The organism is Actinoplanes subtropicus (assembly GCF_000721705.1).
In the GTDB taxonomy this organism is placed as follows: Bacteria; Actinomycetota; Actinomycetes; order Mycobacteriales; family Micromonosporaceae; genus Actinoplanes; species Actinoplanes subtropicus.
Genome location: NZ_JOJL01000029.1, coordinates 35,896 through 56,126, shown reverse-complemented (window position 1 = coordinate 56,126; position 20,231 = coordinate 35,896). Strand labels below are relative to the sequence as shown.

The following is a 20,231-nucleotide window of genomic DNA, read 5'->3' as shown; positions in this document are numbered from 1 at the left end:
ATCTTCCACTTCGGCTTACGGAGGTCCGGAAAGGGAGTCAAAATGTCGGCATGAGCCCTGTCACAGTGCGTTCGTACCGTCCGAGTGACCACTCCGCGGGTAGGCGACTGTGGTCCGAGCTGACCAACCAGCACAACCGCATGTATGGCGACCCCGCCGACGACGCGGGCGAGGGCTTCGAGGAATACCTGACCCGGCTCGATCTGTGCGGTCTCTGGGTGGCCGACCACGCCGACGACGGAGTCATCGGGCTGGTCGGGCTGATCATCCGGGGTCGGGCCGGGGTGGTCGAGCCGGTCGTGGTGACGATCTCGCACCGCCACAAGGGTGTCGGGCGCAAGCTGCTGCGCCACGTCGCGAACGAGGCGCGTAAGAGGAACATGACCGCGCTGACGATCTCGCCGGAGTCGCGCAACGTGGACGCTATCCGGAGCCTGCACGCGGCCGGGTATGACGTGGTGTCGTCCATCGAGCTCACCCTCGATCTGGAGCGGAACCCGCATGAATGGCTGGAAGACGGGCTTGAGCTGCACGATATGCAGTTCCGTTCGTAGCCGGCCGAACTTTTTTCTGGGCTGTGGATAACCGCGGTTGTCCACAGGCGGGGCGATTTGGCACTCGCGCGGCGCGGCCGCTGCGGCACCATGCCGGGCATGAACCCGGACTGCACGATCACCGCCTGTTCCTCGGCCGAGGCCGTCGCCGTTGCTCCCTACCTGCTGGGGTTCCATCCCAACGACAGCCTGGTCGTGCTCGGCATGATCGGCCATGCCGTCGACTTCGCCGTTCGTTACGACCTGCCGGCAGAGGTCTCCGACTTCACCGAGGCGGCCGAGGTGATCGCGCGGCAGGGCGCCGATCGGGTCATCCTCATCGGTTATGGGCCGCCTTGGCGGGTGACACCGATGGTCCTGGAGGTCGGGCGCGCCCTGCGGGTCGCCGACGTGCCGATCGAGGATGTGCTCCGGGTCGCCGACGGCCGCTGGTGGTCCTACCTCGGCGGGCCCGCGGGCGGCACCCCGTTCGCGCCCGGGCTCGCCGCCCAGGCGGTCTATCAGGGCATGGTGGCGCTGCCCGACCGGATGGCGCTGGTCGCCAAGGTGTCGCCGGTCGAGGGCCGGCAGCGGGAGGAGATGCGAGAGGCCACCGGGCGCGCCCGCGCGCGCGCCACCGACCTGGTCGCGAGTGACGTCGAGGCGGCGCGCGGCGGCCAGTGGATGCGTCGGGCCGGCCGGCAGGCGGTGCGCGAGGCCGAGCGGGCGGCCCGGGCCGGGCGCCCGCTGAGTCCGGATGAGATCGCCTGGCTGGGCGTGCTGCTGGCCAAGTCGGTGGTGCTCGACTACGCGATCGATCGTTCCGGGCCGGAGGAGTGGCGGATGCGGTTGTGGACCGAGGTGGTTCGCAAGGTCCAGCCCGAGCTTTCGCCGGCGCCCGCCTGTCTGCTGGCCTATGCGGCCTGGCAGGCCGGGGAGGGGTCGCTGGCTCGGGTGGCGGTGGATCGGGCGCTGCTGGAGGAGCCCACCCATCGACTCGCCGGCGTGCTGGATCGGCTGCTCTCGGCAGGGATCCGGTCGCGTTCGGTCGTGGCGTTCATGCCCCTGCGCCGGCCGGATCAGCCGCGCCGGGGCGAGGTGCGGCGACGAGAGCCCCGACGCGGCGGCGCGCGCCGCGAGCAAAGGGCTCCGCGAGGGGCGGGCGGCGCCCGCCCCAAACGCCGCCCCTCCCGCCGGTCGCTGTAGCCGGAATCGCTATTACATGGAGAAGCCGCTCTTCGCTGCACGCAGAGCCGCTAGCGCTTCGCGCAGCACGCGGGCAGAAGCAGTTGCACGGCTGAATGAGGGGTGGTTGTGCGTGGCCGGTCAGGGGCGGTCCGTTTCCTGGTGGACGGTGTCGAGTGGTGGGGTGGGCGTGCGGGGCGCACCCGGTGGCGTGGCGGTGGGGGTCGGGGTGTCGGTCGTCCGGTGCAGGCCTGGCGACCGGTCCTCGATGACGAACGTGGCTCGGGTGTGGGCGGCCGCGCCGGGCGAGGTTACGTAGGGGAGGACGCGGAAGTTGGCGGTCATCAGGGCGGGCTGGATTCGGGTTCGGACGTAGCCGCGCTGGTTGTTGTAGAAGCGGAGGTGCGGGTTCCAGGGCATCCACGGGTGGGTGGCCGGCACGCTGTCGGCGCCGTTGCCGCCTGAGGTGATCGAGGAGCAGACCAGTTCGGTGCCGACGGTGCGCGAGGTCGGGTCGGCGTAGTCGAGCTTGAGCCTCGCGGCGCTGGATGACCCAAAGATCCCGGTTAGCGGTAAGTGTCGCGGAGCTTCGAGTGTTCAGACGGTGATGCGCTGTGCGGACGTGTAGACGTTCATGGTCTCGCCCCGGAGAAACCCGACGAGGGTCATGCCCGCCTCCTCGGCCAGCTCCGCGGCGAGCGTGCTGGGCGCCGACACCGCCGCCAGCAGCGGAATCCCGGCCATCCACGCCTTCTGGGTGAGCTCGAAGCTGGCCCGCCCCGACACCAGCAGCAGATGGCCGGCCAGTGGCAGCCGGCCCTCGCGCACGGCCCAGCCGATCACCTTGTCCACCGCGTTGTGCCGGCCCACGTCCTCGCGCAGCACGACCAACTCGCCCGCCGGCGTGAACAGGGCCGCCGCGTGCAGCCCGCCGGTCCGGTCGAAGGTGCGCTGCGCCGCCCGCAACCGGTCCGGCAGCTCCGCCAGCGTGCGGGCCGGCACCGCCAGCGGGTCACCGGACACGTCGTACGGCGATCTGGTCCGCACCGCGTCGATGCTCGCCTTGCCGCACACGCCGCACGAACTGGTCGTGTAGAAGTTCCGGCTCGGATCGGTCACGGGGGGCGGCACCTCCGCGCCGAGCACCACATCGACCACGTTGTACGTATTCGGCGTGTCCGTCCCCGCGCACAACTGGGCGGTCACCACATCGGCCGCCGAGCCGATGACGCCCTCGCTGAGCAGGAACCCCATTGCCAGGTCGATGTCGTGTCCCGGCGTGCGCATGGTCACCGCCAGCGGCTGCTTGCGCACCCGGATCTCCAGCGGCTCCTCGGCCGCCAGCTCGTCCGGGCGGCGGCGGGGCTCGCCGGTCGCCAGGTTGATCCGAACGACCGGTCGCCGGGTGGTGGTGCGCGCCATGACGAAAGCCTATGCCGGGCCGGAGAGCGACCCACGACCGTAGAAGCGGCCCGGCGAAAGCGGCCCGCCGGAAAGTGATCCACGACCGTAAGGTGAGCGCCCGGTCACGCTCGACACGCGCGCGGGATACGGTACGTACGTGGGAGGGTTTGCGGCGGTGGTGCTGGCCGGTGGTGCGGCACGGCGGATGGGCGGCGCGGACAAACCGACGCTGCCCGTCGGAGGTCAGTCCATGCTGACCCGCGTGCTGGCCGCTGTGCATGACGCCGATCCGCGGATTGTGGTCGGCCCGGTCCCGCCCGACCTCCCGGTCCCGGTCCACTCCACCCGGGAGGATCCGCCCGGCGGCGGCCCGGTCGCCGCCACCTCGGCCGGTCTCGCGCTGGTCCCGCCGGAGGTCACCTTCACCGCGCTGCTCGCCGCCGACCTGCCGTTGCTCACCGGCGAGGCGATCGATGTGCTGCGGCTGACCGCCGAGTCCGCGCCGATGCAGGGCGCCGTCTACCGGGATGCCGAGGGCCGCCGGCAGATGCTCTGCGGCGTGTGGCGGACCTCCGCGCTTCGGGACGCGCTCGGCCGGCTCGAGGAGGAGCGCGGCAACCTGCGCGGCGCTTCGGTCCGCGAGCTGATGGAGCATCTGCGAGTGGCCGAGGTGTCCTGGCGCCGGCCCGGCCCGCCGCCCTGGTTCGACTGCGACACCGACGACGACCTGCGGACCGCCGAGGAGTGGGCCCGATGAGCAACGAGCTCGACGACTGGATCGCGCGGGCCGGGCGGGAGCTCGGCCTCGACCCGGCGGACGTGCCCACCGAGGCGGTGCTCGGCCTGGCCAAGGACGTCGCGCATGGTGTCGTTCGCCCCGGGGCCCCCGTCACGGCGTACCTCATGGGTCTTGCCGTGGGCCGCGGAGCGGAAGCCGCGGACGTCGCCGAACGTCTCAGCGAGCTTGCGCTTTCCTGGCGGACGCCCGCCCCCTGAGGGCGCTCGATAGGGTGGCGGAAACGGAGGTGCGCGATCATGACGGCAGACAGCGCCGCGGGCGAGTCTAACGACAACATCCTGCTCGACGAGCCGACCACGGCTGACCTACGGGCGAAGGTGACCGAGGCCTGGCGGGACTTCGCCGGTGCCCTCTCCTCGCTGCTGTCTTCGCTGGTCCCGGGCTCGCATATCGACCTGACGCTCGACCCGACCGCGTCCGGCACCGGCATGGCGGTCTATTCGGTGAGCATCCGGGTGCTGCCCGACAAGGTGGTCGAGGCGCTCGCGGTCGGCAACGCCGGCCTGCCCGAGGGGTACCGGATGGATCGCTCCGCGGTCGCCGACCTGGTCGCGCTCGGCTGGTCGCCGCCGGGCGTGCTGGCCGGCTCGGGCGACTCCTTCGGCCTGCGCTCCGACCAGGGCAAGGCCGCCCAGCTCGCGGCCGTGGTCTCGCGCACCCTGCGCGACGTCTACGGCGCGCCGCACCCCGCCTTCCTGGTCTACCTCGTGCACGACGAGGAGGACGAGCCGATCGAGACCGCGCCGCTGGCCACGGCCCGTAACGAGCCGAACATCGGCGAGGTGCTCGACCTCGACGACCTGGACGACGACGGCGAGTTGTCCGCGGCGCTGGCCACCGCCGCCGACGAGGTCGTGCCGCTGGAGGAGCGGGTGCGCACGGTCGTCGCGACCATGTCGAAGACGCCGGTCGACCAGCTGCAGGTGGACACCGACGGTGACATCGGCATCCGGGCCGGCTCGGCCATGGTGTTCGTCCGGGTTCGCGACAATCCACCGCTGGTGGATGTCTTCTCGCCGATCCTGACCGAGGTCGAGCCGACCGAGCAGCTCTACGTGAAGCTCTCCGAGCTGACCAACCGCATGCCGATCGGCCGCCTCTACTGCGCGCAGGACACGGTCTGGGCCTCGATCCCAGTCTTCGGCCGCAACTTCCAGGCCACCCACCTCATGCTCGCCGTGCAGGTGATGACCGGCCTGGCCGATGAGCTCGATGACCGGCTGCACGGCGAGTTCGGCGGCAAGCGCTTCTTCGGCGAGGGCGACAAGCCCGGCCCGCAGAAGCAGAGCGGCGAGGACCACCGCACCGGCATGTATCTCTAGTTCAAGGACACGTAGCCGATCTTGTGCATAGTGGACAGATCGGCTACGCCCATTCCGGCGTCGTCGAGCAGCCACAGCTGGTCCCCGATCACCAGGGACCGGCGGACCGGCGCGCCCGTCAGGTTGCCGGCCGGCTGAATTGTCCCATTGCGCACGTGCACCGCGACCGCGCCGCTGATGCGTCCGTTGACCGGCACGACGAGCAGTTGGGTCGCCGGCCACCACAGCACCGCGTGCGGGTCGAACTCGGCCTCCGACGAGGAATCCGCCGCCACCTTTTGCGCGAGCCGTCGCGGGTGTGCCGGGTCGGCAACATCGAAAAGCGAAATTCCGAGACCTTGCCGTACGCCTCGAGCACTGGCCTCCTGACCGATCCCGACCAGCAGACTGTCCCCGACCGGTTGCAGATGGGCCGAATAGCCGGTGATCTTGAGTGATCCGGTGAGCCGGGGGTGCGCCGGGTCGCTGAGGTCGAGGCTGTACAGCGGATCGGTCTGCCGGAAGGTCACCACGTAGCCGCGCGGGCCGATGAACCGTACGGCATAGATCCGTTCACCCTGGCCGAGCCCGTCCACGACCCCTACCTGGGCCAGCGTGGCGCCGCGCACGGCCAGCACGCGCACCGCCGAGGACGAGGACCGGAAGGCCTGGTCGGTCGTCGCGACCCGCAGGTTGCCGTCCCATTCGGACAGTGCGTACTGGTTGAGCAGCGTCCCCGGCACCGACCCGCTCGCCACGAACCGCGGCTTCTCCGCCCCGGACAGCGCGAACTTGTAGATCTCGGTGCCCGGCGTCGCCTTCGCGGCCAGGGCGTCGATCTGCCAGCGCTGGTCGTTGGCGATGTAGAGGCTGGCCGGCGTCCCGTACACGATGTCGCCGTCGGCCACGACCGAGACCGGGCTGCCGTCGCCCAGCGCGGGCTGGGCCAGGTCGAAGGTGGCCACGGTGAGCATCTCCGCGCCGGAGAACGAGGCCGGCCGGCTGACCGCGTCGCAGTCGACGTGTCCGCTGGTCGTGGTACCGCCGGTGGTGACCTGCCACCGCGGCAGCCAGACGTCCACCTTGGCCCGGCCGACCACCTGCCGGTTCTGCCGCAGGCTCTGCTCGTCATCGGCCGTGCCGAATTCGCCCGCCGGCCGGAGAGGGAACGTGATCCGCGGCGCGCTGCTCAGCACGACCCGGGCCACACCGCCGGTCTGCCGCGCGTCGACGATCTGGCCGTCGGCCTGGTACTGGCTGACGATGCGCGGCGAGCCGGTCAGGTCGACCAGAAGCACCTCGGATCCCGCGCCGCCGCCCTCGCGATCGATGCCCAGATCGCCGTAGCCCAGCACCAGCGCCCGGTCGCCGGCGAGCAGCAGCTGTGCGCCGCCGCCGAAGGGCAGCGCCAGTCGTCCGGTCTCGCGCCGGGTGGCCGGGTCGATCACATGCAGCGCATCGCCCGTGACCGTCACGATCCGGCGGCCGTCGGTCTTCACGACGTCCGGCTCGTCGGCGCCCTGCTCGTGCACGTTGGTGCCGGAGAAGGCGGGCGCCGGGGCCGGCGCGGGCGCGGCGCCGGCGACCGCGTCGGCCCGCATCGCCACGCCCGGGTGCATGTAGGGCTCCGGCCGGTTGGTGTAGAAGCCGTACGCGGTGATCGAGCGCTGGGCGGCGGCCCGCAGCTCGGTGAGCAGCCGGGCGCAGGAGTCGAAGGCGACCAGCTTGAACGGCGGCGGCTGCGGACTGACGTGGTCGCGGGCGGGCGCGGTGCAACCGGCCAGCGGCAGCAGCAGAACGGCGCAGATCCAGAGTCGACGGCGCATGGCGGTGAGACGCGGCCCGCCCGGCGCCGGTTCCCCGTCACCCGGCCGGGGCGGGCACCACCATCGGGGTCTCGACCAGCCGGGACAGCACGATCATGCTGCGCGTCGAGGTGATGAACGGCTCGGCGCGCAGCCGCTCGAGGGCCTGTTCGAGGTGCGCGATGTCGGCCGCACGCAGGTGCACGAGCGCGTCCGCTTCGCCCGACACCGTGTACGCCCCGATCACCTCCGGGTGGCGCCGGGTGGCCACCGTGATCTGCGCCGGGGTGGTCCGTCCCGTACAGAAGAGCTCGACGAACGCCTCGGTGGTCCAGCCCACGGCGGCCGGCTCGATCACCGCGGTGAAGCCCTTGATCACCCCGCCGGATCGAAGCCGGTCGACGCGTCGCTTCACGGCGGGCGCGGAGAGAGCGACCCTCGACCCGATCTCCGCGTAGGAGGCCCGCGCGTCGGCCACCAGCAGCGCAATGATTCGCTGGTCAACCGCGTCCATCTGCAACGATTCGCCTCCAAGACACAAGATTTCTCGCTGTTTCGTGCACCCCAGCGTACTTACGCTCTACCTCATGAGCCACACGGAGCGCTTGCCGCGAGTCAGGACATATCTGATGTGTCCGCCTAAGCACTTCACGGTCGAGTACGCGATCAACCCGTGGATGGACACCACCGTCCCGGTCGACGCGGCGCTCGCGGTCAAGCAGTGGGACCTGCTGCGCACCACCCTGGTCGATCTCGGCCACACGGTGCACCTGCTCGACCCGGTGGCCGGCCTGCCCGACATGGTCTACGCGGCCAACGGCGCCTTTTCGGTCGACGGCCGGGTCTACGGCGCCCGGTTCCGCCATCCGCAGCGGGCCGCCGAGGCCGACGCGCACCGGGCCTTCTACGAGAAGACCTTGGGCCAGGACAACTGGCACCTCGTACGCCCGGAGCACGTCAACGAGGGCGAGGGCGACTTCGCCTACCTCCCGCGCGCGTACGGTGGCCTGATCCTGGCCGGCCACGGCTTCCGCACCGAGCCGGCCGCGCACGCCGAGGCGCAGGAGGTGCTCGGCCGGCCGGTGGTCTCGCTGCGCCTGGTCGACCCCGCCTTCTACCACCTCGACACCGCGCTGGCCGCCCTCGACGACCACAACGTCACGTACTACCCCGAGGCGTTCTCGCCCTCGTCGCAGCGGGTGTTGCGGCAGCTCTTCCCGGAGGCGGTCATCGCCGACCGGGCCGACGCCGAGGCCTTCGGGCTGAACCTGGTGAGCGACGGCCGGCACGTGATTCTCAACACGGAGGCCACCGCGATGGCGGACAAAGTACGCGCCGCCGGGTATGCGCCGGTGCACGTGGAGCTCACCGAGCTCAAGCGGGGCGGCGGCAGTGTCAAGTGCGCGGTGGCCGAGCTTCGCCCGTAGTGACGCGTGCGAGAAGATGGTTCGTATGACCGACGACAACCGCACCGCGGAAAATCAGCAGGACGGCTCGGTAATCGTGGTCGGGCCCGACGGCCGTCCGATGGGCACGGTCGAGCCCGACGGCACGCTCAGCCCGGAGGAGCCCGGCAACCTGATCGAGCAGCCGGCCAAGGTCATGCGGATCGGCAGCATGATCAAGCAGCTGCTGGAGGAGGTGCGCGCCGCTCCCCTCGACGAGGCGAGCCGGGGACGGCTGCGTGAGATCCACAAACGGTCGATCGTCGAGCTCGAGGACGGCCTCGCCCCCGAGCTGCGCGAGGAGCTCGAGCGCCTGTCGCTGCCGTTCGAGGGCGACACCCCGCCGAGCGAGTCCGAGCTGCGGATCGCCCAGGCTCAGCTGGTCGGCTGGCTCGAGGGCCTGTTCCACGGCATCCAGGCGGCGCTGGTCGCCCAGCAGATGGCGGCCCGGCTGCAGCTCGAGCAGATGCGCGGCGGCGGCCGGCCGGCCCTGCCGATGGGCAGCGGCGGCCTCGTCCCCGGCATGCCCGGCCAGTCGGGTCCGGGCGCGCCCGAGGCCCGCTCCGGGCAATACCTCTAGAGGTTGAAGACCTTCCGCAGGTAACTGGCCACCCCGTCCTCGTTGTTCGTCCGGCCGATCTCGTCGGCCACCGCGCGAACGGCGGGGTGGGCGTTGCCCATCGCGACCGAGTGCCCGGCCCAGGTCAGCAGCGGGATGTCGTTCGGCATGTCGCCGAAGGCGATCACCTCGCTCGCCTCGATGCCCCGCCGTTCGCAGAGCCAGGCCAGCCCGGCCGCCTTGGTCACCCCGGCCGCCGAGATCTCGACGAGCGAACTCTTCGACGAGTGCGTGGTCTCGGCGAAGCCGGCCAGCGTCCGGCTCACCAGCTCGGCGAACTCGTCCGGCCCGTACTGCGCCGAGCGGGCCAGCAGTTTCACGGCCGGCACGGAGGTCAACTCCTCCGGGCCGGCGAGCACGCGTACGAGATCGGTGTCCGACTCCCAGCGGACCGGCCACGCCTCCTCGTACCAGAACTTCCGGCCCTCATCGACCTCCACCGCGAGCGCGACGTCCGGCACCGCGTCGCGCAGCCGCTTGGTCACCTCGAGCAGCAGGTCGACCGAGAGCGGGTCGGCGCGCAGCACCTCGTCGGTGTGCGGGTCGTAGACGACCGCGCCGTTGGCACAGACCGCGGGCACCGGTTCCGGCATCTGGTCGTAGAGCTGCCGGAGCCAGCGCACCGGCCGGCCGGTCACCAGCACGAGGGGTACCGGCAGGGCGCGGATGACGTCGATGGTTTGCCGGCCGAGCGTCCCGTCGTCGTGGATCAGGGTGCCGTCGATGTCGGAGGCGACAAGCCGAAAGGGGAGCATCACCTCGACAGTAACTTGTCCAGGTAGACCGCCACCCCGTCGTCATCGTTGGACAGCGTCACCTCGTCGGCCACCGCCAGCAGCGACGGGTGCGCGTTCGCCACGGCCACCCGTCCCCATCCGGCCCAGGCGAACATCGGCAGGTCATTGGGCATGTCGCCGAAGACCAGCACGTCCTGCGGGTCGACCCCGACCGACTCGGCGACCACCGCGAGGCCGGTGCCTTTGTTCACATTCGCCGGGCAGATCTCCACGTAGTCGAGGCCGGCCTGGGTGACCGACGCCACCTCCGGCGGGACGATCCGGCGGGCGATCTCCAGCAGTTCGTCGACGTGCAGGTCGAACGAGCGGGCGAACGCCTTGATCACGTCGCCGGTGAGGCACTCGGCGCGCGGGCGCTGCTCGAGCCGTACCGGGTAGCGCCAGGTCGGGTCGTAATCGCCCCAGAGCGGCGAGTTGTCGTGCTCGAGCGCCTCCACCATCACCGACAGCGGGCCCACCTCGGCCTCCAGCCGGGCCAGCGCGTCGGCGAGCGCCGGGCCGGACAGCCGGGAACACAGCAGATACGACGACTCGGCCTGGTCGAGCACCCAGCCACCCTGGGCCAGCACGAGGAAATCGGCGACCCGGATGTCGTTGCGGGTGAGCGACGTCAGGCGCGGCCCGCGCCCGGTGGCGCCCACGATCCGGATGCCGGCCGCCCGGACCCGATCAAGGACCTCATGGGTGTACGTGGACACGGTGTCGTCGCTGTGCACGAGCGTGCCATCGAGATCCGTCGCGATCAGCTTGGGGAGTCCAGGCTTGACCATCGAAAACCTCCGAGGGTGGGGCTGACCCCCGCGGAGGGCGGAAGGAAAACGGTACACCCGGCCAGCTAGCTGCGGCTATGACTTCTGGTAGCGGCCGGGTTATAACCCGTTAGCGAACCGGTTTCAGGATGTCCCGGCCGCCCAGGTACGGCTGGAGGGCCTTGGGCACCCGTACCGAGCCGTCGGGCTGCTGGTGGTTCTCCAGGATCGGAATCAGCCAGCGGGTGGTGGCGAGCGTGCCGTTCAGCGTCGCCGCGGTCTGCGGCTTGCCGTCGGCGTCCCGGTACCGGATGTTCAGCCGGCGGGCCTGGAACGTGGTGCAGTTCGACGTCGAGGTGACCTCGCGGTACCTGTTCTGCGACGGGACCCACGCCTCGCAGTCGTACTTGCGCGAGGCGCTCGAGCCCAGGTCGCCGGCCGCCACGTCGATCACCCGGTACGGGATCTCGACCTTGGCGAGCATCTCCTCCTCCATGGCCAGCAGCCGCAGGTGCTCCTCTGCGGCGTCCTCGGGCCGGCAGAACGAGAACATCTCGACCTTGTCGAACTGGTGTACCCGCAGGATGCCGCGCACGTCCTTGCCGTACGACCCGGCCTCCCGGCGGTAGCACGACGACCAGCCGGCGAAGCGTTCCGGCCCGGCCTCCAGATCCAGGATCTCGTTGGTGTGGTACGCCGCGAGCGCGACCTCCGAGGTGCCCACCAGGTAGAGGTCGTCGGCCTCGAGCCGGTAGACCTCGCTGGCGTGCGACCCGAGGAAGCCGGTGCCCTCCATCGACTCCGGCTTGACCAGGCTCGGCGTGATCGACGGGACGAACCCGTGCTCGACCGCCTGGGCGACCGCCATCTGCAGCAGGCCGAGCTGGAGCAGCGCGCCGACGCCGGTGAGGAAGTAGAAGCGCGAGCCCGACACCTTCGCGCCGCGCTCCATGTCGATCGCCTTGAGCCCCTCGCCGATGTCGACGTGGTCCTTGGGGTTGTCGATCGCGGGGAGGTCGCCGACCTCGCGCAGCACGACGAAGTCGTCCTCGCCGCCGGGCGGCACGCCGTCCTGCACGACGTTGGGCACCGCGAGGTGGGCGGCGCGCAGCGCCTCGTTGGCCGCGCTCGCCTCCGCGTCGGCCGCCTTGACCTCGGCGGCCAGCTCCTTCGTGCGGGCCAGCAGGCCGGCGCGCTCGTCGGGGGAGGCCTTGGGGATCCGCTTGCTCAACGAGTTCTGCTCGGACCGGAGCGTCTCGAAACGCTGGGTCGCGGCCCGGCGCGCCTCGTCGGCGTGCAGCAGGTCGTCGACCAGCTCGGTGGGCTCGCCGCGCAGTCGCTGGCTGGCGCGGATCAGCTCGGGGTCCTCGCGGAGCAGACGCAGGTCAATCACGATTGACGAGCCTACCGGCGACCCCGCCCGGTCCTCACCCGGATATCCCCTCGCGTCACGATCTAGAAGGTCCGTCCCGGTCGTCGCCGTACGAGGTGAACGGTTTGGCCGGGCCGACGGTCAGCTCCAGCGGCTGGTCGGGGGCCGACTCCTCGCGGGCCGCGGGCGGCCGCCGCCAGCCCCAGGCCGACTCCTCGGCGGTCGGCGGCGGGTCACCGGCCTCGCCCGCCGGTGCCGGGACGCTCGGCTGGTGGCGGTCGGTGAGGTGGAGCGCGAGCATGGCCAGCACCACGCCGGCGGCCGCGCACCACAGGCCCCGCCCGTACGCAACCTGAATTTGACTTTTGTCGAATTGCGTCCGGGCGAGGTTGGACACCACCCGGCTTTCGCTGCCCAGCGACGCCGCGGTCGCGAAGAGCACGGCGAGCAGGGTGCCGCCGGCGCTCAGACCGGCCAGGCGAGCCCATCGGCGGCCGGCCGCCGGCCCGAACATGGCGAACACCACGGCAGCGACCAGCGGGAAGAGACCGATGAGGTACGCGGCGCCCAGCCCACCCAGGTCGATGAGGTCGGTGGGCACGGGGTGCGGTCCGGCCGAGCCGAGGAACTCCTGGGAGTCCACCGTGGTGACCTGCCACTCGGAGACCAGCGAGGCGAGCACCGCCGCCGCGCCGAGCAGTGCGGTCAGCGGCACCACCCGGCGATCGGCGGCCAGGGCGCGAAGAAACCCGCTCGGCTGCCACCGCCGGCGGGACACGGGCGCGTCGCCGCCGAACTCGACGACCGGTGCGGGCGGATTGTCCAGATCAATCGACCGATGCTCGGAGGGCATGTGACCCATGATGACCCGTGCCCTGGTCAAGGGGCCAGCGGCCGTCCCATGGACTAGCGTCTCGGATATGCCTATTCGCACTGCTACGGCCCGCTGGGAAGGGAACCTCACCGAGGGTTCCGGCACGATCAAGACCGGCAAGGGTGGCTACCAGGGGAACTACTCGTTCAAGTCGCGCTTCGAGGAGGGCGAGGGGACGAACCCCGAGGAGCTCATCGCCGCCGCGCACTCCGGCTGCTTCTCGATGGCGTTCTCGAAGGGCCTCGCGGACGCCGGATTCACCCCGACCTCCGTGGAGACCACCGCGAAGGTCCACCTCGACAAGGGCGACGCCGGCTTCGGCGTGACCCGGATCGACCTCGAGACCGTGGGCAACGTCCCCGGCATCGACGAGGGCACGTTCCAGAAGATCGCCGAGGGCGCCAAGGAGAACTGCCCGATCTCCCGGCTGCTGTCCCCCGGCGCCGAGATCACGCTGAAGGCCACGCTCGCCTGAGTTCCCCCGCCGGTGCGGTCGGGGATTCCGGCCGCACCGGCGCACAATGTTCCGTGTGTCCGTCGAGATGAGTCGGGAACGGTTCGAGGAACTGGTCGGCGAAGCGCTCGACGAGGTCCCCGCCGAACTGCTGTCGATGATGAACAACGTGGTCGTCCTGGTCGAGGACAAGCCCCCGGACGGCAGTTACGACCTGCTCGGGCTGTACGAGGGAACGGCGCTGACCGACCGCGGCTGGGACTACGCCGGGGTGCTGCCCGACCGGATCACCATCTACCGGCTGCCGACGCTACGGGTGTGCGAGACCGAGACGGATGTGATCGACGAGGTCGCGATCACGGTGGTGCACGAGATCGCCCACCACTTCGGGATCGACGATCACCGCCTGCATGAGCTGGGTTGGGGCTGAGTTTTACTCTGGTCTAAATAACAACTCGGGAGGACCTCTTCATGCGCAGCGATCTCTTTTCGGCCGACCACCTCGAGAAGGAGTCGGCCCAGCCCGGCCTGCGGTTGCAGAACTCCAAGCTGCTCAAGGCGGAGCTGAGGGGTGAGTTCATGGCCCGGGTCGGCTCGATGGTCGCCTACCAGGGTCAGGTGCAGTTCGAGGCGCTGGGCTCCGGCGGCATCGGCAAGTTCATCAAGCAGAAGCTCACCGGCGAGGGCGTGCCGCTGATGCGGGTCCGCGGCCAGGGCGACGTCTTCCTCGCCGACCGGGCGGCCGACATCCACCTCATCGACCTCGATCCGGGCGACGCCCTGTCGATCAACGGCGGGAACGTGCTGGCCTTCGACTCCAGCCTGTCGTACGACATCAAGATGGTCGGCGGCGCCGGGATGATGTCGAACGCGGGCCTGTTCAACTGCGTCTTCAGCGGGCAGGGCCGGATCGCGGTCACCACCAAGGGCAGCCCGGTCGTGCTGAACGTCGACCAGCCCACCTACGTCGACCCGCAGGCCGCGATCTGCTGGTCGGCCGGCCTGCAGACCGGCTACCACCGCGCCGAGCAGCTCGGCCTCGGCACGCTGCTGGGCCGCACCACCGGCGAGCGCTTCACGATGAGCTTCGCGGGGCAGGGCTTCGTGGTCGTGCAGCCGTCCGAGGAGCCGCCGGGCGGCTTCCTGGCCGGCACGGGCGGCGGCCAGCAGAGCGGCCAGGGCGGCCTGCTCGGCAACCTCCTGGGGAACTGAGAAGGCTAGGCGATCTCGCCGGCTCGGAGGCGGGTCAACCACGCAGCCGAGTCGGCGAAATCCGCGTCGGAGAGGCCTGGCACGGAGGGCTGCGGCTCCTCGCGGACCAGCCGGTGCCGCGGGTAGCTGCCCAGGAAGCGCACCTCGGCGCAGATCCGGCGCAGGCCCTGCAGCGCCTCGCCCATCCGGGTCTCGGCCACGTGCCCGGTGCAGTCGAGGAAGAAGAAATACGTCCCGAGCTGCTCGCCGGTCGGGCGCGACTCGATGCGGGACAGGTTGATCCCGCGGACCGAGAGCTCGGTGAGCACCGCGAGCAGGGCGCCCACCTGGTCGTGCCGGATCGACACGGCCAGCGAGGTCACGTCGTCGCCGGTCGGCTCGCCGACCGGCCCGGGACGGGTGAGCAGGGCGAAGCGGGTCACCGCGTCGGCGTGGTCGGCCACCTTCTCGGCCAGCACGGTCAACCTGTTCCGCGGTACGCCGATCGGCGCGCACAGGGCCGCATCGCACTCCCCGGCGGCGGCGCTGATCGCCGACGCCGCGTTGGAGAGCATGTCCACCACCACCGCGTCGGGCAAGTGGGCCAGCAGCCAGTTGCGGCACTGGGCGGAGGCCTGCGGGTGGGCCGCCACCGTACGGATGCGGGCGAGCGGGGTCAGCTCGCGGGCGGCCAGCACGAACTCGACCGGGATGACCACCTCGCGGGTGATCACCAGCGGGCTGCCGGTGACCAGCTCGTCGAGGGTGACCGGGACGGCGCCGCCCACCGAGTTTTCCACCGGGACCAGGGCGGCATCGGCCTCGCCGGCGCGCACCGCCTCCAGCGCCTCGGGCACGCTGCGGGCCGGGGTGCGGACCCCGTGCTCGGCGGCGGGCAGGGTACGAAGGGCGGCCTCGGTGAAGGTGCCCTCTGGACCGAGGTAGACGAAGCGCGTCGGCGGCGTTCCCGGCATGTCGTGAGTCTAGGCGGTCAGAAGCCGCAGGCCAGCACTCGGATCCCGGGCGGCGCGGTGGTCTGCACCTGATCGACGCACACCTCGGAGCCGGCCGCGATCAGCTTGAGCGTGGTGTTCTTGCCCGTCGCCACCACCATCAGCGGCTCCAGTTGGTCCGCGTCCGCGCCCGCCTTCTGCACCGTGGTGAAGGACCAGTCGCCCGAGCAGTACGGCCCCGAGGCGACCTGCAGCGTGGTATTCGGGATGCCGGGCTTGCCCTTGATCAGCGTGAGGATCTGGGCGCCGGTCGGGGCGCCGGTGCAGCGCGGGGCGTGCGACGGGGTCGGCGTCGGCGAGATCGTGGTCGGCGGCGTCGTGGTGGCGGTCGGCGCGGCATACGTGGGGTACGTACCGCCGGCGAAGGTCGGGGTCGCCGCGAGGGTGGGCGCGGTGGCGACCGGCAGGCCGGGAATCTGGGAGGGCCCCAGCGAGATGGGCGCGTCGCTCGAAGTCGCGTACGGCGGCGAGGTGGGCAGCGGCTGCGGCGGCTCGCCACAGGCGCCCACCAGCGCCAGGACGCCGAGGGCAAGGGCGCCCAGGGGGATGAAACGTGTGTGGGGGGACACGCCGCACATGGTAGGCGCGTCGGGGTCAGGAGGCGATGCGGTGGCCCGCGGCGTGCAGGGTGTCGACCGCCTCGGAGAGGCGTACCGACGGCACCAGCAGGTAGTCCGTCGAGTACGTCGAAAATGTCACGATATTGACCCGGGCGTCGGCGAGCGGCCCGATCAGCGAGGCGATCACCCCGCTCAGCGCCAGCTCGACCTGGCTGGCCACCCGCAGACATCGCCAGGCCGTGTCGACCACCGCCCCGTCCGGCACCCGGTCGGCCGGGCAGATGATCGAGAGCTCGTCGGGGGCCCAGCTCAGCGAGATGACACTCTTCTCATCCGGACCCGCGGCCAGCGAGGCGGGAATCGGCGAACCGGCCGGCAGCCGGCACACCGCGTACTCCTCCGGTAGCAGATCTAGATCGAGCATGAGGGCAGACTACGGTTCCGGGCCGACCCTTGCCCAACCCAAACGGGTGCGGCAAACGCCACACCAGCGAGAACTAGCGAATCGGCGCGAAGAACGTCAATGAGCCGGCCACCCGGTCGCCGCTCAGCAGCGGGGTGGTGATCGCGTCGACCGTCACCGGCGGCTGCCCCGGGCTCGGGACCACCCGCAGCAGGCCGCGGGCCAGCCGCTCGCTGCGGATCGCCAGCAGCGGCGGGATCTTCTCGGCGTCGCTCTCGTCCAGCTCGCGGCCGTCGGCCGTGAAGTCGACCAGATGGAGCGCCGACCCGAGCGGCTGCCCGATCGACTCCGCCGGTTTACCCAGGCCGAACAGCTCGCAGCACGAGACCGACACGGCCAGGATCGTGGTGGAGGCGTCGATCACCAGGCACGGCTCGGCGGCAGCTGCCACCGTGGCCGTCCACCGCTCGACGCTGGGGACGAACTCCGACTCGGCCGGTGTCCGTGCCTGGGGCACGAACGGTGTCGAGAGGGAAAGCTCGACGTGGGCCACCCGGTCCTCCTCGCTCCTCCGCCCGACGACGTCGCCGCCGCGGGGGATGGCGGCGACCCGTCGAGTACACCGGAAGGAACGTTACCGGCGTGCTGTCCGCTTGTCAGCGGGCGTTTGTCCGTCGGCGTGCCAGCGGTAGTCGCCGGCCGGGCGATAGGGCGCGTTCGCCCAGGTCCCGGGGTGGTTGGCGACCGCTGAGAGCTTGCTCGCGGTGGCCGGCGAGATGCGGGCGCCGCCCGCGATCAGCAGCCGGTCGAGCTCCTTGTCGGTCGCGACCAGGACCTCCTTCGGCAGGCCGTGCACGCTGATCACGCCGGAGCCGACGAACGTCAGCACGGGGGTGACCGGCACGCTCAGGCCGACCGCGGCGGAGAGCGCCTTGCTGGCGCGGCGCGCCTCGCGACGGGCCTCGGCCACGTACTGCGGGCGCTTGCCATTGATCTGCACGACATCGCCGGCGATCAGCACGCGGGCGCGGCCGTGGTCGGCCACGGTCACGGCGTACACACCGCCGGGGCCGATGGCGAGGAATCCGGCCCGGTCATCGGCGAGGTCGGGCTCGTAGTAGCCCTGGGCGTCGGTGCGGGGCCAGTCGACGATGTGCCAGTTGGGGCCGAGCCGGTCGAGCCGGGTCAGCGCGCGGGCGCCAGCGGCCTCGAGACGGCGGGCGTCGCGCTCGGCGCGGCGGCGGCGGGCCCAGTCAACGGGCGAGGGGCGGGTGGCGTCGAGATCGGTCGACGCCGTGGGGCGGCGCTCGATAGTGGGAGGCGCCTTGACAGGTACGGGTAGAGCGGCAGGGCGCGGGAAGACAGTCACTTCGACCTCCGGCAAAAGGTCTCTTCGGGCTCTCTAGTCACTACCGTACGTGCTCGACCCCACACGGAAGCAAGACACTGTGGTGAAAGAGAGGCGAGTGAGTGGGGATGAATGCCACATTCATGCACGACTTCTTCTTGCGGATGGTGCATGGTGAGCCTTTGTCTCCCCGATTCGGCAGCTTCACCGACAAAGTTAGCCTCACCTACGGCTCGCGCGCACCGATGTCTCATGATCTAGTCAGAACGTCATCGGTCGACTGCGAGGAGTGCCATCATGGTTCACTACGTCGACAGCGAAGTGAGCCCGCTGCGGACAGTTCTGCTGCACCGCCCGGGTTCGGAGCTCGCCCGGCTGACCCCGCGCAACAACGACTCCCTTCTCTTCGACGGCATTCCCTGGGTGGGCCGGGCGCAGGAGGAGCACGACCGGTTCGCCGCGGCGCTGCGCGAGCGCGGGGTCGAGGTGCTGTACCTCGGTGACCTGCTCGCCGAGACGCTGGCCGTCCCGGCGGCGCGGGCCGAGCTCACCGAGGCCGTGCTCGACGACCGGCGGCTCGGTGACGCCCTGCGCGACAGCGTCGGCCGCTACCTGGCCGACCAGGACCCGCGCCGGCTCGCCGAGGTGCTGATGGCCGGCCTCGCGCACGGCGAGCTCAAACCGGGCTCCCGCGGCCTGGTGTACGAGTTGATGCAGCCCAACGACTTCGTCATCGACCCGCTGCCCAACCTGCTGTTCACCCGGGACTCCTCGGTCTGGATCCGGGACCGGGTCGCGGTGACCAGCCTCGCCATGCCGGCCCGCAACCGGGAGACCACGCTGACCCGGGCGATCTACCGCTACCACCCGCGCTTCGCCGGGGTCGAGCTGCTCTACGACCCGGGGCTGGAGCACGTCGAGGGCGGGGACGTGCTGGTGCTCGCGCCCGAGGTGCTGGCCATCGGGGTCGGCGAGCGGACCACCCCGGCCGGCGCCGAGCGGCTGGCCCGGCGGGTCTTCGGGGAGGGGCTGGCCCGGACGATCCTGGTGGTGCCGATCGCGCAGGAACGGGCGACCATGCACCTCGACACCGTGTGCACCATGGTCGACGTGGACGCGGTGGTCATGTATCCGAACGCGGCCGACTCGCTCCGGGCGTACACGGTCACCGCCGACGCGGACGGCGAGCCGCACGCCGGACCGCCCCGCCCGTTCCTCGAGGCCGCCGCCGCGGCCATGGGCATCGAGCGGCTGCGGACCATCGAGACCGGGCTCGACCCGGTGACGGCCGAGCGCGAGCAGTGGGACGACGGCAACAACACGCTGGCCATCGCCCCGCGGCTCTGCGTCGCGTACGAACGCAATGTCGAAACCAACGCCCAGCTGGAGCGCGCCGGGATCGAGGTGGTCCGGATCAGCGGCTCCGAGCTGGGCAGCGGACGGGGCGGACCCCGATGCATGAGCTGCCCGATCGAGCGGGCCCCACTTGCCGGATAAGGCTCAGCGCAGGGTGAGCTGGCGGCCGATCAGGCCCTGCTTGGCGCGGCGCGCGGCGGCGTCCAGCGGGCCGGTCTCGGCCAGCGTGTCGGCGTAGCGCTTCGCGAAGTCGGCCAGCGGGGCCTCCCAGTCGGGCGACTCCGGCTCACCCGGGATGTCCCAGACCGGGACCAGCAGGCCGTGCGCCCGGAACATGCCGGCGAACTTCGTGTTCTCGCCGAGCAGCAGCTCGCCGGCGGCGCTCAGCCGGGACAGCGCGTCCAGCGCCTGGTCCTCCGGCTCGGCCAGGACCCAGCGCACGTGGCCCTTGTCCGGCGCGACGCGGCACCAGTACGCGGCCCGGGCCGCCGACATCCGGACGGTCGGGTAGATCGACGCGTTCGCCCGTTCGAGCGAGGCCTTCACGTTCGGGTCGTCGGCCTGCTCGGCGTCCAGCCAGTACTCGAAGCCGTCCTGCATGGTCACCTCGAGCGGGCCGTCGACCAGGATGTCCTGCAGGCGCGGGCCCTCGCCGGGCAGGGCCGGCACCGACACGGTGTCGCCGGGCTCGGTGCGCAGCGCGCTGAGGATCGCCACCGCCAGGTCGCGGGACACGTCGCCGGACTGCACGTGCCGCTGGAGGCCGATGAAGACCCGGCCGTCCGAGCGGGTCATCGCCGGCCACGCCATCGGCAGCACGGTCGACAGCGTGACCGGGCGGTCGCCGTACTCCTCGATGATCTCGGGCCGGAGGGTCAGTGGCGCCGAGGCGGCCGGGACCAGCTCCCGCAGGGCGATCCACTCCGGCTCGTCGGTCAGTCCCTCGAACGGCCGGGCGACGAAGATGTCACGCACCTTTTCGCGCTTCGGTGCGGTTTGGCGTTGGCTGCGACGCTTGCTCAC

The 20,231-nt window shown here is 71.2% G+C and carries 25 protein-coding genes; 11 read left to right on the top strand and 14 right to left on the bottom strand.

Annotated elements, in window-relative coordinates:
* Nucleotides 1-50: 50 nt before the first annotated feature.
* Together IH26_RS0136370 and IH26_RS0136365 are read left to right on the top strand one after the other, a co-directional pair.
* A complete protein-coding gene (locus tag IH26_RS0136370) occupies nucleotides 51-554 on the top strand; it encodes a GNAT family N-acetyltransferase (RefSeq protein ID WP_030440816.1) in 504 nt (167 codons plus the stop codon).
* 99 nt (nucleotides 555-653) lie between these two features.
* Nucleotides 654-1,739: a DUF4192 domain-containing protein gene (locus tag IH26_RS0136365; protein ID WP_169789874.1), complete on the top strand. Its 1,086-nt coding sequence runs from the start codon at nucleotides 654-656 to the stop codon at nucleotides 1,737-1,739.
* A 120-nt stretch (nucleotides 1,740-1,859) separates the two neighbouring features.
* Here IH26_RS0136365 and IH26_RS0136360 read toward each other — a convergent pair whose 3' ends face one another.
* Together IH26_RS0136360 and fdhD are read right to left on the bottom strand one after the other, a co-directional pair.
* On the bottom strand, nucleotides 1,860-2,279 hold the full coding sequence (locus IH26_RS0136360; RefSeq protein WP_157437563.1) for an alkaline phosphatase D family protein: 420 nt from the start codon (nucleotides 2,277-2,279) through the stop codon (nucleotides 1,860-1,862).
* Nucleotides 2,280-2,315: 36 nt separating this feature from the next.
* Nucleotides 2,316-3,140 (bottom strand): formate dehydrogenase accessory sulfurtransferase FdhD, encoded by an 825-nt coding sequence (gene fdhD, locus IH26_RS0136350; protein WP_030440813.1) that lies wholly within the window; start codon nucleotides 3,138-3,140, stop codon nucleotides 2,316-2,318.
* A 187-nt stretch (nucleotides 3,141-3,327) separates the two neighbouring features.
* Here fdhD and mobA point away from each other — a divergent pair, with 187 nt between their 5' ends.
* Genes mobA through IH26_RS0136335 form a run of 3 tightly spaced genes read left to right on the top strand, consistent with a single transcriptional unit; the run spans nucleotide 3,328 to nucleotide 5,243 of the window.
* On the top strand, nucleotides 3,328-3,879 hold the full coding sequence (mobA, locus tag IH26_RS0136345; protein WP_425394428.1) for a molybdenum cofactor guanylyltransferase: 552 nt from the start codon (nucleotides 3,328-3,330) through the stop codon (nucleotides 3,877-3,879).
* A complete protein-coding gene (locus tag IH26_RS0136340) occupies nucleotides 3,876-4,118 on the top strand; it encodes a DUF6457 domain-containing protein (protein WP_030440811.1) in 243 nt (80 codons plus the stop codon). The genes mobA and IH26_RS0136340 overlap by 4 nt, the downstream gene beginning before the upstream one ends.
* Nucleotides 4,119-4,157: 39 nt before the next feature.
* Nucleotides 4,158-5,243, top strand: coding sequence for a T3SS (YopN, CesT) and YbjN peptide-binding chaperone 1 (locus IH26_RS0136335; RefSeq protein WP_030440810.1), 1,086 nt, complete (start codon nucleotides 4,158-4,160; stop codon nucleotides 5,241-5,243).
* Here the strand turns inward: IH26_RS0136335 and IH26_RS0136330 are convergent.
* Nucleotides 5,240-7,048, bottom strand: coding sequence for a beta-propeller domain-containing protein (locus IH26_RS0136330; protein WP_030440809.1), 1,809 nt, complete (start codon nucleotides 7,046-7,048; stop codon nucleotides 5,240-5,242). The genes IH26_RS0136335 and IH26_RS0136330 overlap by 4 nt on opposite strands.
* 37 nt (nucleotides 7,049-7,085) lie before the next feature.
* Nucleotides 7,086-7,547 (bottom strand): Lrp/AsnC family transcriptional regulator, encoded by a 462-nt coding sequence (locus tag IH26_RS0136325; RefSeq protein ID WP_030440808.1) that lies wholly within the window; start codon nucleotides 7,545-7,547, stop codon nucleotides 7,086-7,088.
* A gap of 67 nt (nucleotides 7,548-7,614) precedes the next feature.
* Between IH26_RS0136325 and ddaH the strand changes: the two genes are divergently transcribed.
* Complete coding sequence (gene ddaH, locus IH26_RS0136320; protein ID WP_084599396.1) at nucleotides 7,615-8,454, top strand: dimethylargininase; 840 nt, start codon at nucleotides 7,615-7,617, stop codon at nucleotides 8,452-8,454.
* Between the two features lie 25 nt (nucleotides 8,455-8,479).
* On the top strand, nucleotides 8,480-9,052 hold the full coding sequence (locus IH26_RS0136315; RefSeq protein WP_157437562.1) for a bacterial proteasome activator family protein: 573 nt from the start codon (nucleotides 8,480-8,482) through the stop codon (nucleotides 9,050-9,052).
* Here the strand turns inward: IH26_RS0136315 and IH26_RS0136310 are convergent.
* The 4 genes from IH26_RS0136310 to IH26_RS56440 all read right to left on the bottom strand — a co-directional run bounded on the left by IH26_RS0136310 (nucleotide 9,049) and on the right by IH26_RS56440 (nucleotide 12,862).
* Nucleotides 9,049-9,846, bottom strand: coding sequence for an HAD family hydrolase (locus IH26_RS0136310; protein ID WP_030440805.1), 798 nt, complete (start codon nucleotides 9,844-9,846; stop codon nucleotides 9,049-9,051). The genes IH26_RS0136315 and IH26_RS0136310 overlap by 4 nt on opposite strands.
* On the bottom strand, nucleotides 9,846-10,658 hold the full coding sequence (locus IH26_RS0136305; protein WP_030440804.1) for an HAD family hydrolase: 813 nt from the start codon (nucleotides 10,656-10,658) through the stop codon (nucleotides 9,846-9,848). Before IH26_RS0136305 ends, IH26_RS0136310 begins: the two co-directional genes overlap by 1 nt.
* Before the next feature lie 109 nt (nucleotides 10,659-10,767).
* On the bottom strand, nucleotides 10,768-12,030 hold the full coding sequence (gene serS / locus IH26_RS0136300; RefSeq protein WP_030440803.1) for a serine--tRNA ligase: 1,263 nt from the start codon (nucleotides 12,028-12,030) through the stop codon (nucleotides 10,768-10,770).
* Nucleotides 12,031-12,085: 55 nt separating this feature from the next.
* Nucleotides 12,086-12,862 carry a hypothetical protein gene (locus IH26_RS56440; RefSeq protein WP_051809173.1) on the bottom strand — a complete coding sequence of 259 codons (777 nt, stop codon included), beginning with the start codon at nucleotides 12,860-12,862 and terminating at the stop codon, nucleotides 12,086-12,088.
* Between the two features lie 67 nt (nucleotides 12,863-12,929).
* Between IH26_RS56440 and IH26_RS0136290 the strand changes: the two genes are divergently transcribed.
* From IH26_RS0136290 to IH26_RS0136280, 3 genes are read left to right on the top strand one after another with little or no spacing between them, the layout of a single operon-like run.
* Nucleotides 12,930-13,358, top strand: coding sequence for an OsmC family protein (locus IH26_RS0136290; protein WP_030440801.1), 429 nt, complete (start codon nucleotides 12,930-12,932; stop codon nucleotides 13,356-13,358).
* A 46-nt stretch (nucleotides 13,359-13,404) separates the two neighbouring features.
* A complete protein-coding gene (locus IH26_RS0136285) occupies nucleotides 13,405-13,767 on the top strand; it encodes a metallopeptidase family protein (protein ID WP_030440800.1) in 363 nt (120 codons plus the stop codon).
* Between the two features lie 41 nt (nucleotides 13,768-13,808).
* Complete coding sequence (locus IH26_RS0136280; protein ID WP_030440799.1) at nucleotides 13,809-14,549, top strand: AIM24 family protein; 741 nt, start codon at nucleotides 13,809-13,811, stop codon at nucleotides 14,547-14,549.
* Nucleotides 14,550-14,554: 5 nt separating this feature from the next.
* Here IH26_RS0136280 and pheA read toward each other — a convergent pair whose 3' ends face one another.
* The 5 genes from pheA to IH26_RS0136255 form a co-directional block, all read right to left on the bottom strand.
* Nucleotides 14,555-15,502, bottom strand: a complete 948-nt coding sequence (gene pheA, locus IH26_RS0136275; RefSeq protein WP_030440798.1) for a prephenate dehydratase — start codon at nucleotides 15,500-15,502, stop codon at nucleotides 14,555-14,557.
* Nucleotides 15,503-15,519: 17 nt separating this feature from the next.
* Nucleotides 15,520-16,110 (bottom strand): hypothetical protein, encoded by a 591-nt coding sequence (locus IH26_RS0136270; RefSeq protein WP_157437560.1) that lies wholly within the window; start codon nucleotides 16,108-16,110, stop codon nucleotides 15,520-15,522.
* Between the two features lie 25 nt (nucleotides 16,111-16,135).
* Complete coding sequence (locus tag IH26_RS0136265) at nucleotides 16,136-16,525, bottom strand: ACT domain-containing protein (RefSeq protein WP_030440796.1); 390 nt, start codon at nucleotides 16,523-16,525, stop codon at nucleotides 16,136-16,138.
* Nucleotides 16,526-16,598: 73 nt separating this feature from the next.
* Nucleotides 16,599-17,057, bottom strand: a complete 459-nt coding sequence (locus IH26_RS0136260; RefSeq protein ID WP_030440795.1) for a PAS domain-containing protein — start codon at nucleotides 17,055-17,057, stop codon at nucleotides 16,599-16,601.
* An 81-nt stretch (nucleotides 17,058-17,138) separates the two neighbouring features.
* Nucleotides 17,139-17,816 carry a hypothetical protein gene (locus tag IH26_RS0136255; RefSeq protein ID WP_157437570.1) on the bottom strand — a complete coding sequence of 226 codons (678 nt, stop codon included), beginning with the start codon at nucleotides 17,814-17,816 and terminating at the stop codon, nucleotides 17,139-17,141.
* A gap of 333 nt (nucleotides 17,817-18,149) precedes the next feature.
* Between IH26_RS0136255 and IH26_RS0136250 the strand changes: the two genes are divergently transcribed.
* Entirely contained in the window at nucleotides 18,150-19,349 is a 1,200-nt protein-coding gene (locus IH26_RS0136250; RefSeq protein WP_030440793.1) for an arginine deiminase, read from the top strand.
* 3 nt (nucleotides 19,350-19,352) lie between these two features.
* Here the strand turns inward: IH26_RS0136250 and IH26_RS0136245 are convergent, their stop codons facing one another.
* Nucleotides 19,353-20,231 (bottom strand): DUF5926 family protein, encoded by an 879-nt coding sequence (locus tag IH26_RS0136245; RefSeq protein WP_030440792.1) that lies wholly within the window; start codon nucleotides 20,229-20,231, stop codon nucleotides 19,353-19,355.

Bases quoted from the DNA above. Each gene is read 5' to 3' on its own strand.
- IH26_RS0136370 (WP_030440816.1), top strand. From the start codon at position 51: ATGAGCCCTGTCACAGTGCGTTCGTACCGTCCGAGTGACCACTCCGCG.
- IH26_RS0136365 (WP_169789874.1), top strand. From the start codon at position 654: ATGAACCCGGACTGCACGATCACCGCCTGTTCCTCGGCCGAGGCCGTC.
- fdhD (WP_030440813.1), bottom strand. From the start codon at position 3,140: ATGGCGCGCACCACCACCCGGCGACCGGTCGTTCGGATCAACCTGGCG.
- mobA (WP_425394428.1), top strand. From the start codon at position 3,328: ATGGGCGGCGCGGACAAACCGACGCTGCCCGTCGGAGGTCAGTCCATG.
- IH26_RS0136340 (WP_030440811.1), top strand. From the start codon at position 3,876: ATGAGCAACGAGCTCGACGACTGGATCGCGCGGGCCGGGCGGGAGCTC.
- IH26_RS0136335 (WP_030440810.1), top strand. From the start codon at position 4,158: ATGACGGCAGACAGCGCCGCGGGCGAGTCTAACGACAACATCCTGCTC.
- IH26_RS0136330 (WP_030440809.1), bottom strand. From the start codon at position 7,048: ATGCGCCGTCGACTCTGGATCTGCGCCGTTCTGCTGCTGCCGCTGGCC.
- ddaH (WP_084599396.1), top strand. From the start codon at position 7,615: ATGAGCCACACGGAGCGCTTGCCGCGAGTCAGGACATATCTGATGTGT.
- IH26_RS0136315 (WP_157437562.1), top strand. From the start codon at position 8,480: ATGACCGACGACAACCGCACCGCGGAAAATCAGCAGGACGGCTCGGTA.
- IH26_RS0136310 (WP_030440805.1), bottom strand. From the start codon at position 9,846: ATGCTCCCCTTTCGGCTTGTCGCCTCCGACATCGACGGCACCCTGATC.
- IH26_RS0136305 (WP_030440804.1), bottom strand. From the start codon at position 10,658: ATGGTCAAGCCTGGACTCCCCAAGCTGATCGCGACGGATCTCGATGGC.
- IH26_RS56440 (WP_051809173.1), bottom strand. From the start codon at position 12,862: ATGCCCTCCGAGCATCGGTCGATTGATCTGGACAATCCGCCCGCACCG.
- IH26_RS0136290 (WP_030440801.1), top strand. From the start codon at position 12,930: ATGCCTATTCGCACTGCTACGGCCCGCTGGGAAGGGAACCTCACCGAG.
- IH26_RS0136285 (WP_030440800.1), top strand. From the start codon at position 13,405: ATGTTCCGTGTGTCCGTCGAGATGAGTCGGGAACGGTTCGAGGAACTG.
- IH26_RS0136280 (WP_030440799.1), top strand. From the start codon at position 13,809: ATGCGCAGCGATCTCTTTTCGGCCGACCACCTCGAGAAGGAGTCGGCC.
- pheA (WP_030440798.1), bottom strand. From the start codon at position 15,502: ATGCCGGGAACGCCGCCGACGCGCTTCGTCTACCTCGGTCCAGAGGGC.
- IH26_RS0136265 (WP_030440796.1), bottom strand. From the start codon at position 16,525: ATGCTCGATCTAGATCTGCTACCGGAGGAGTACGCGGTGTGCCGGCTG.
- IH26_RS0136250 (WP_030440793.1), top strand. From the start codon at position 18,150: ATGGTTCACTACGTCGACAGCGAAGTGAGCCCGCTGCGGACAGTTCTG.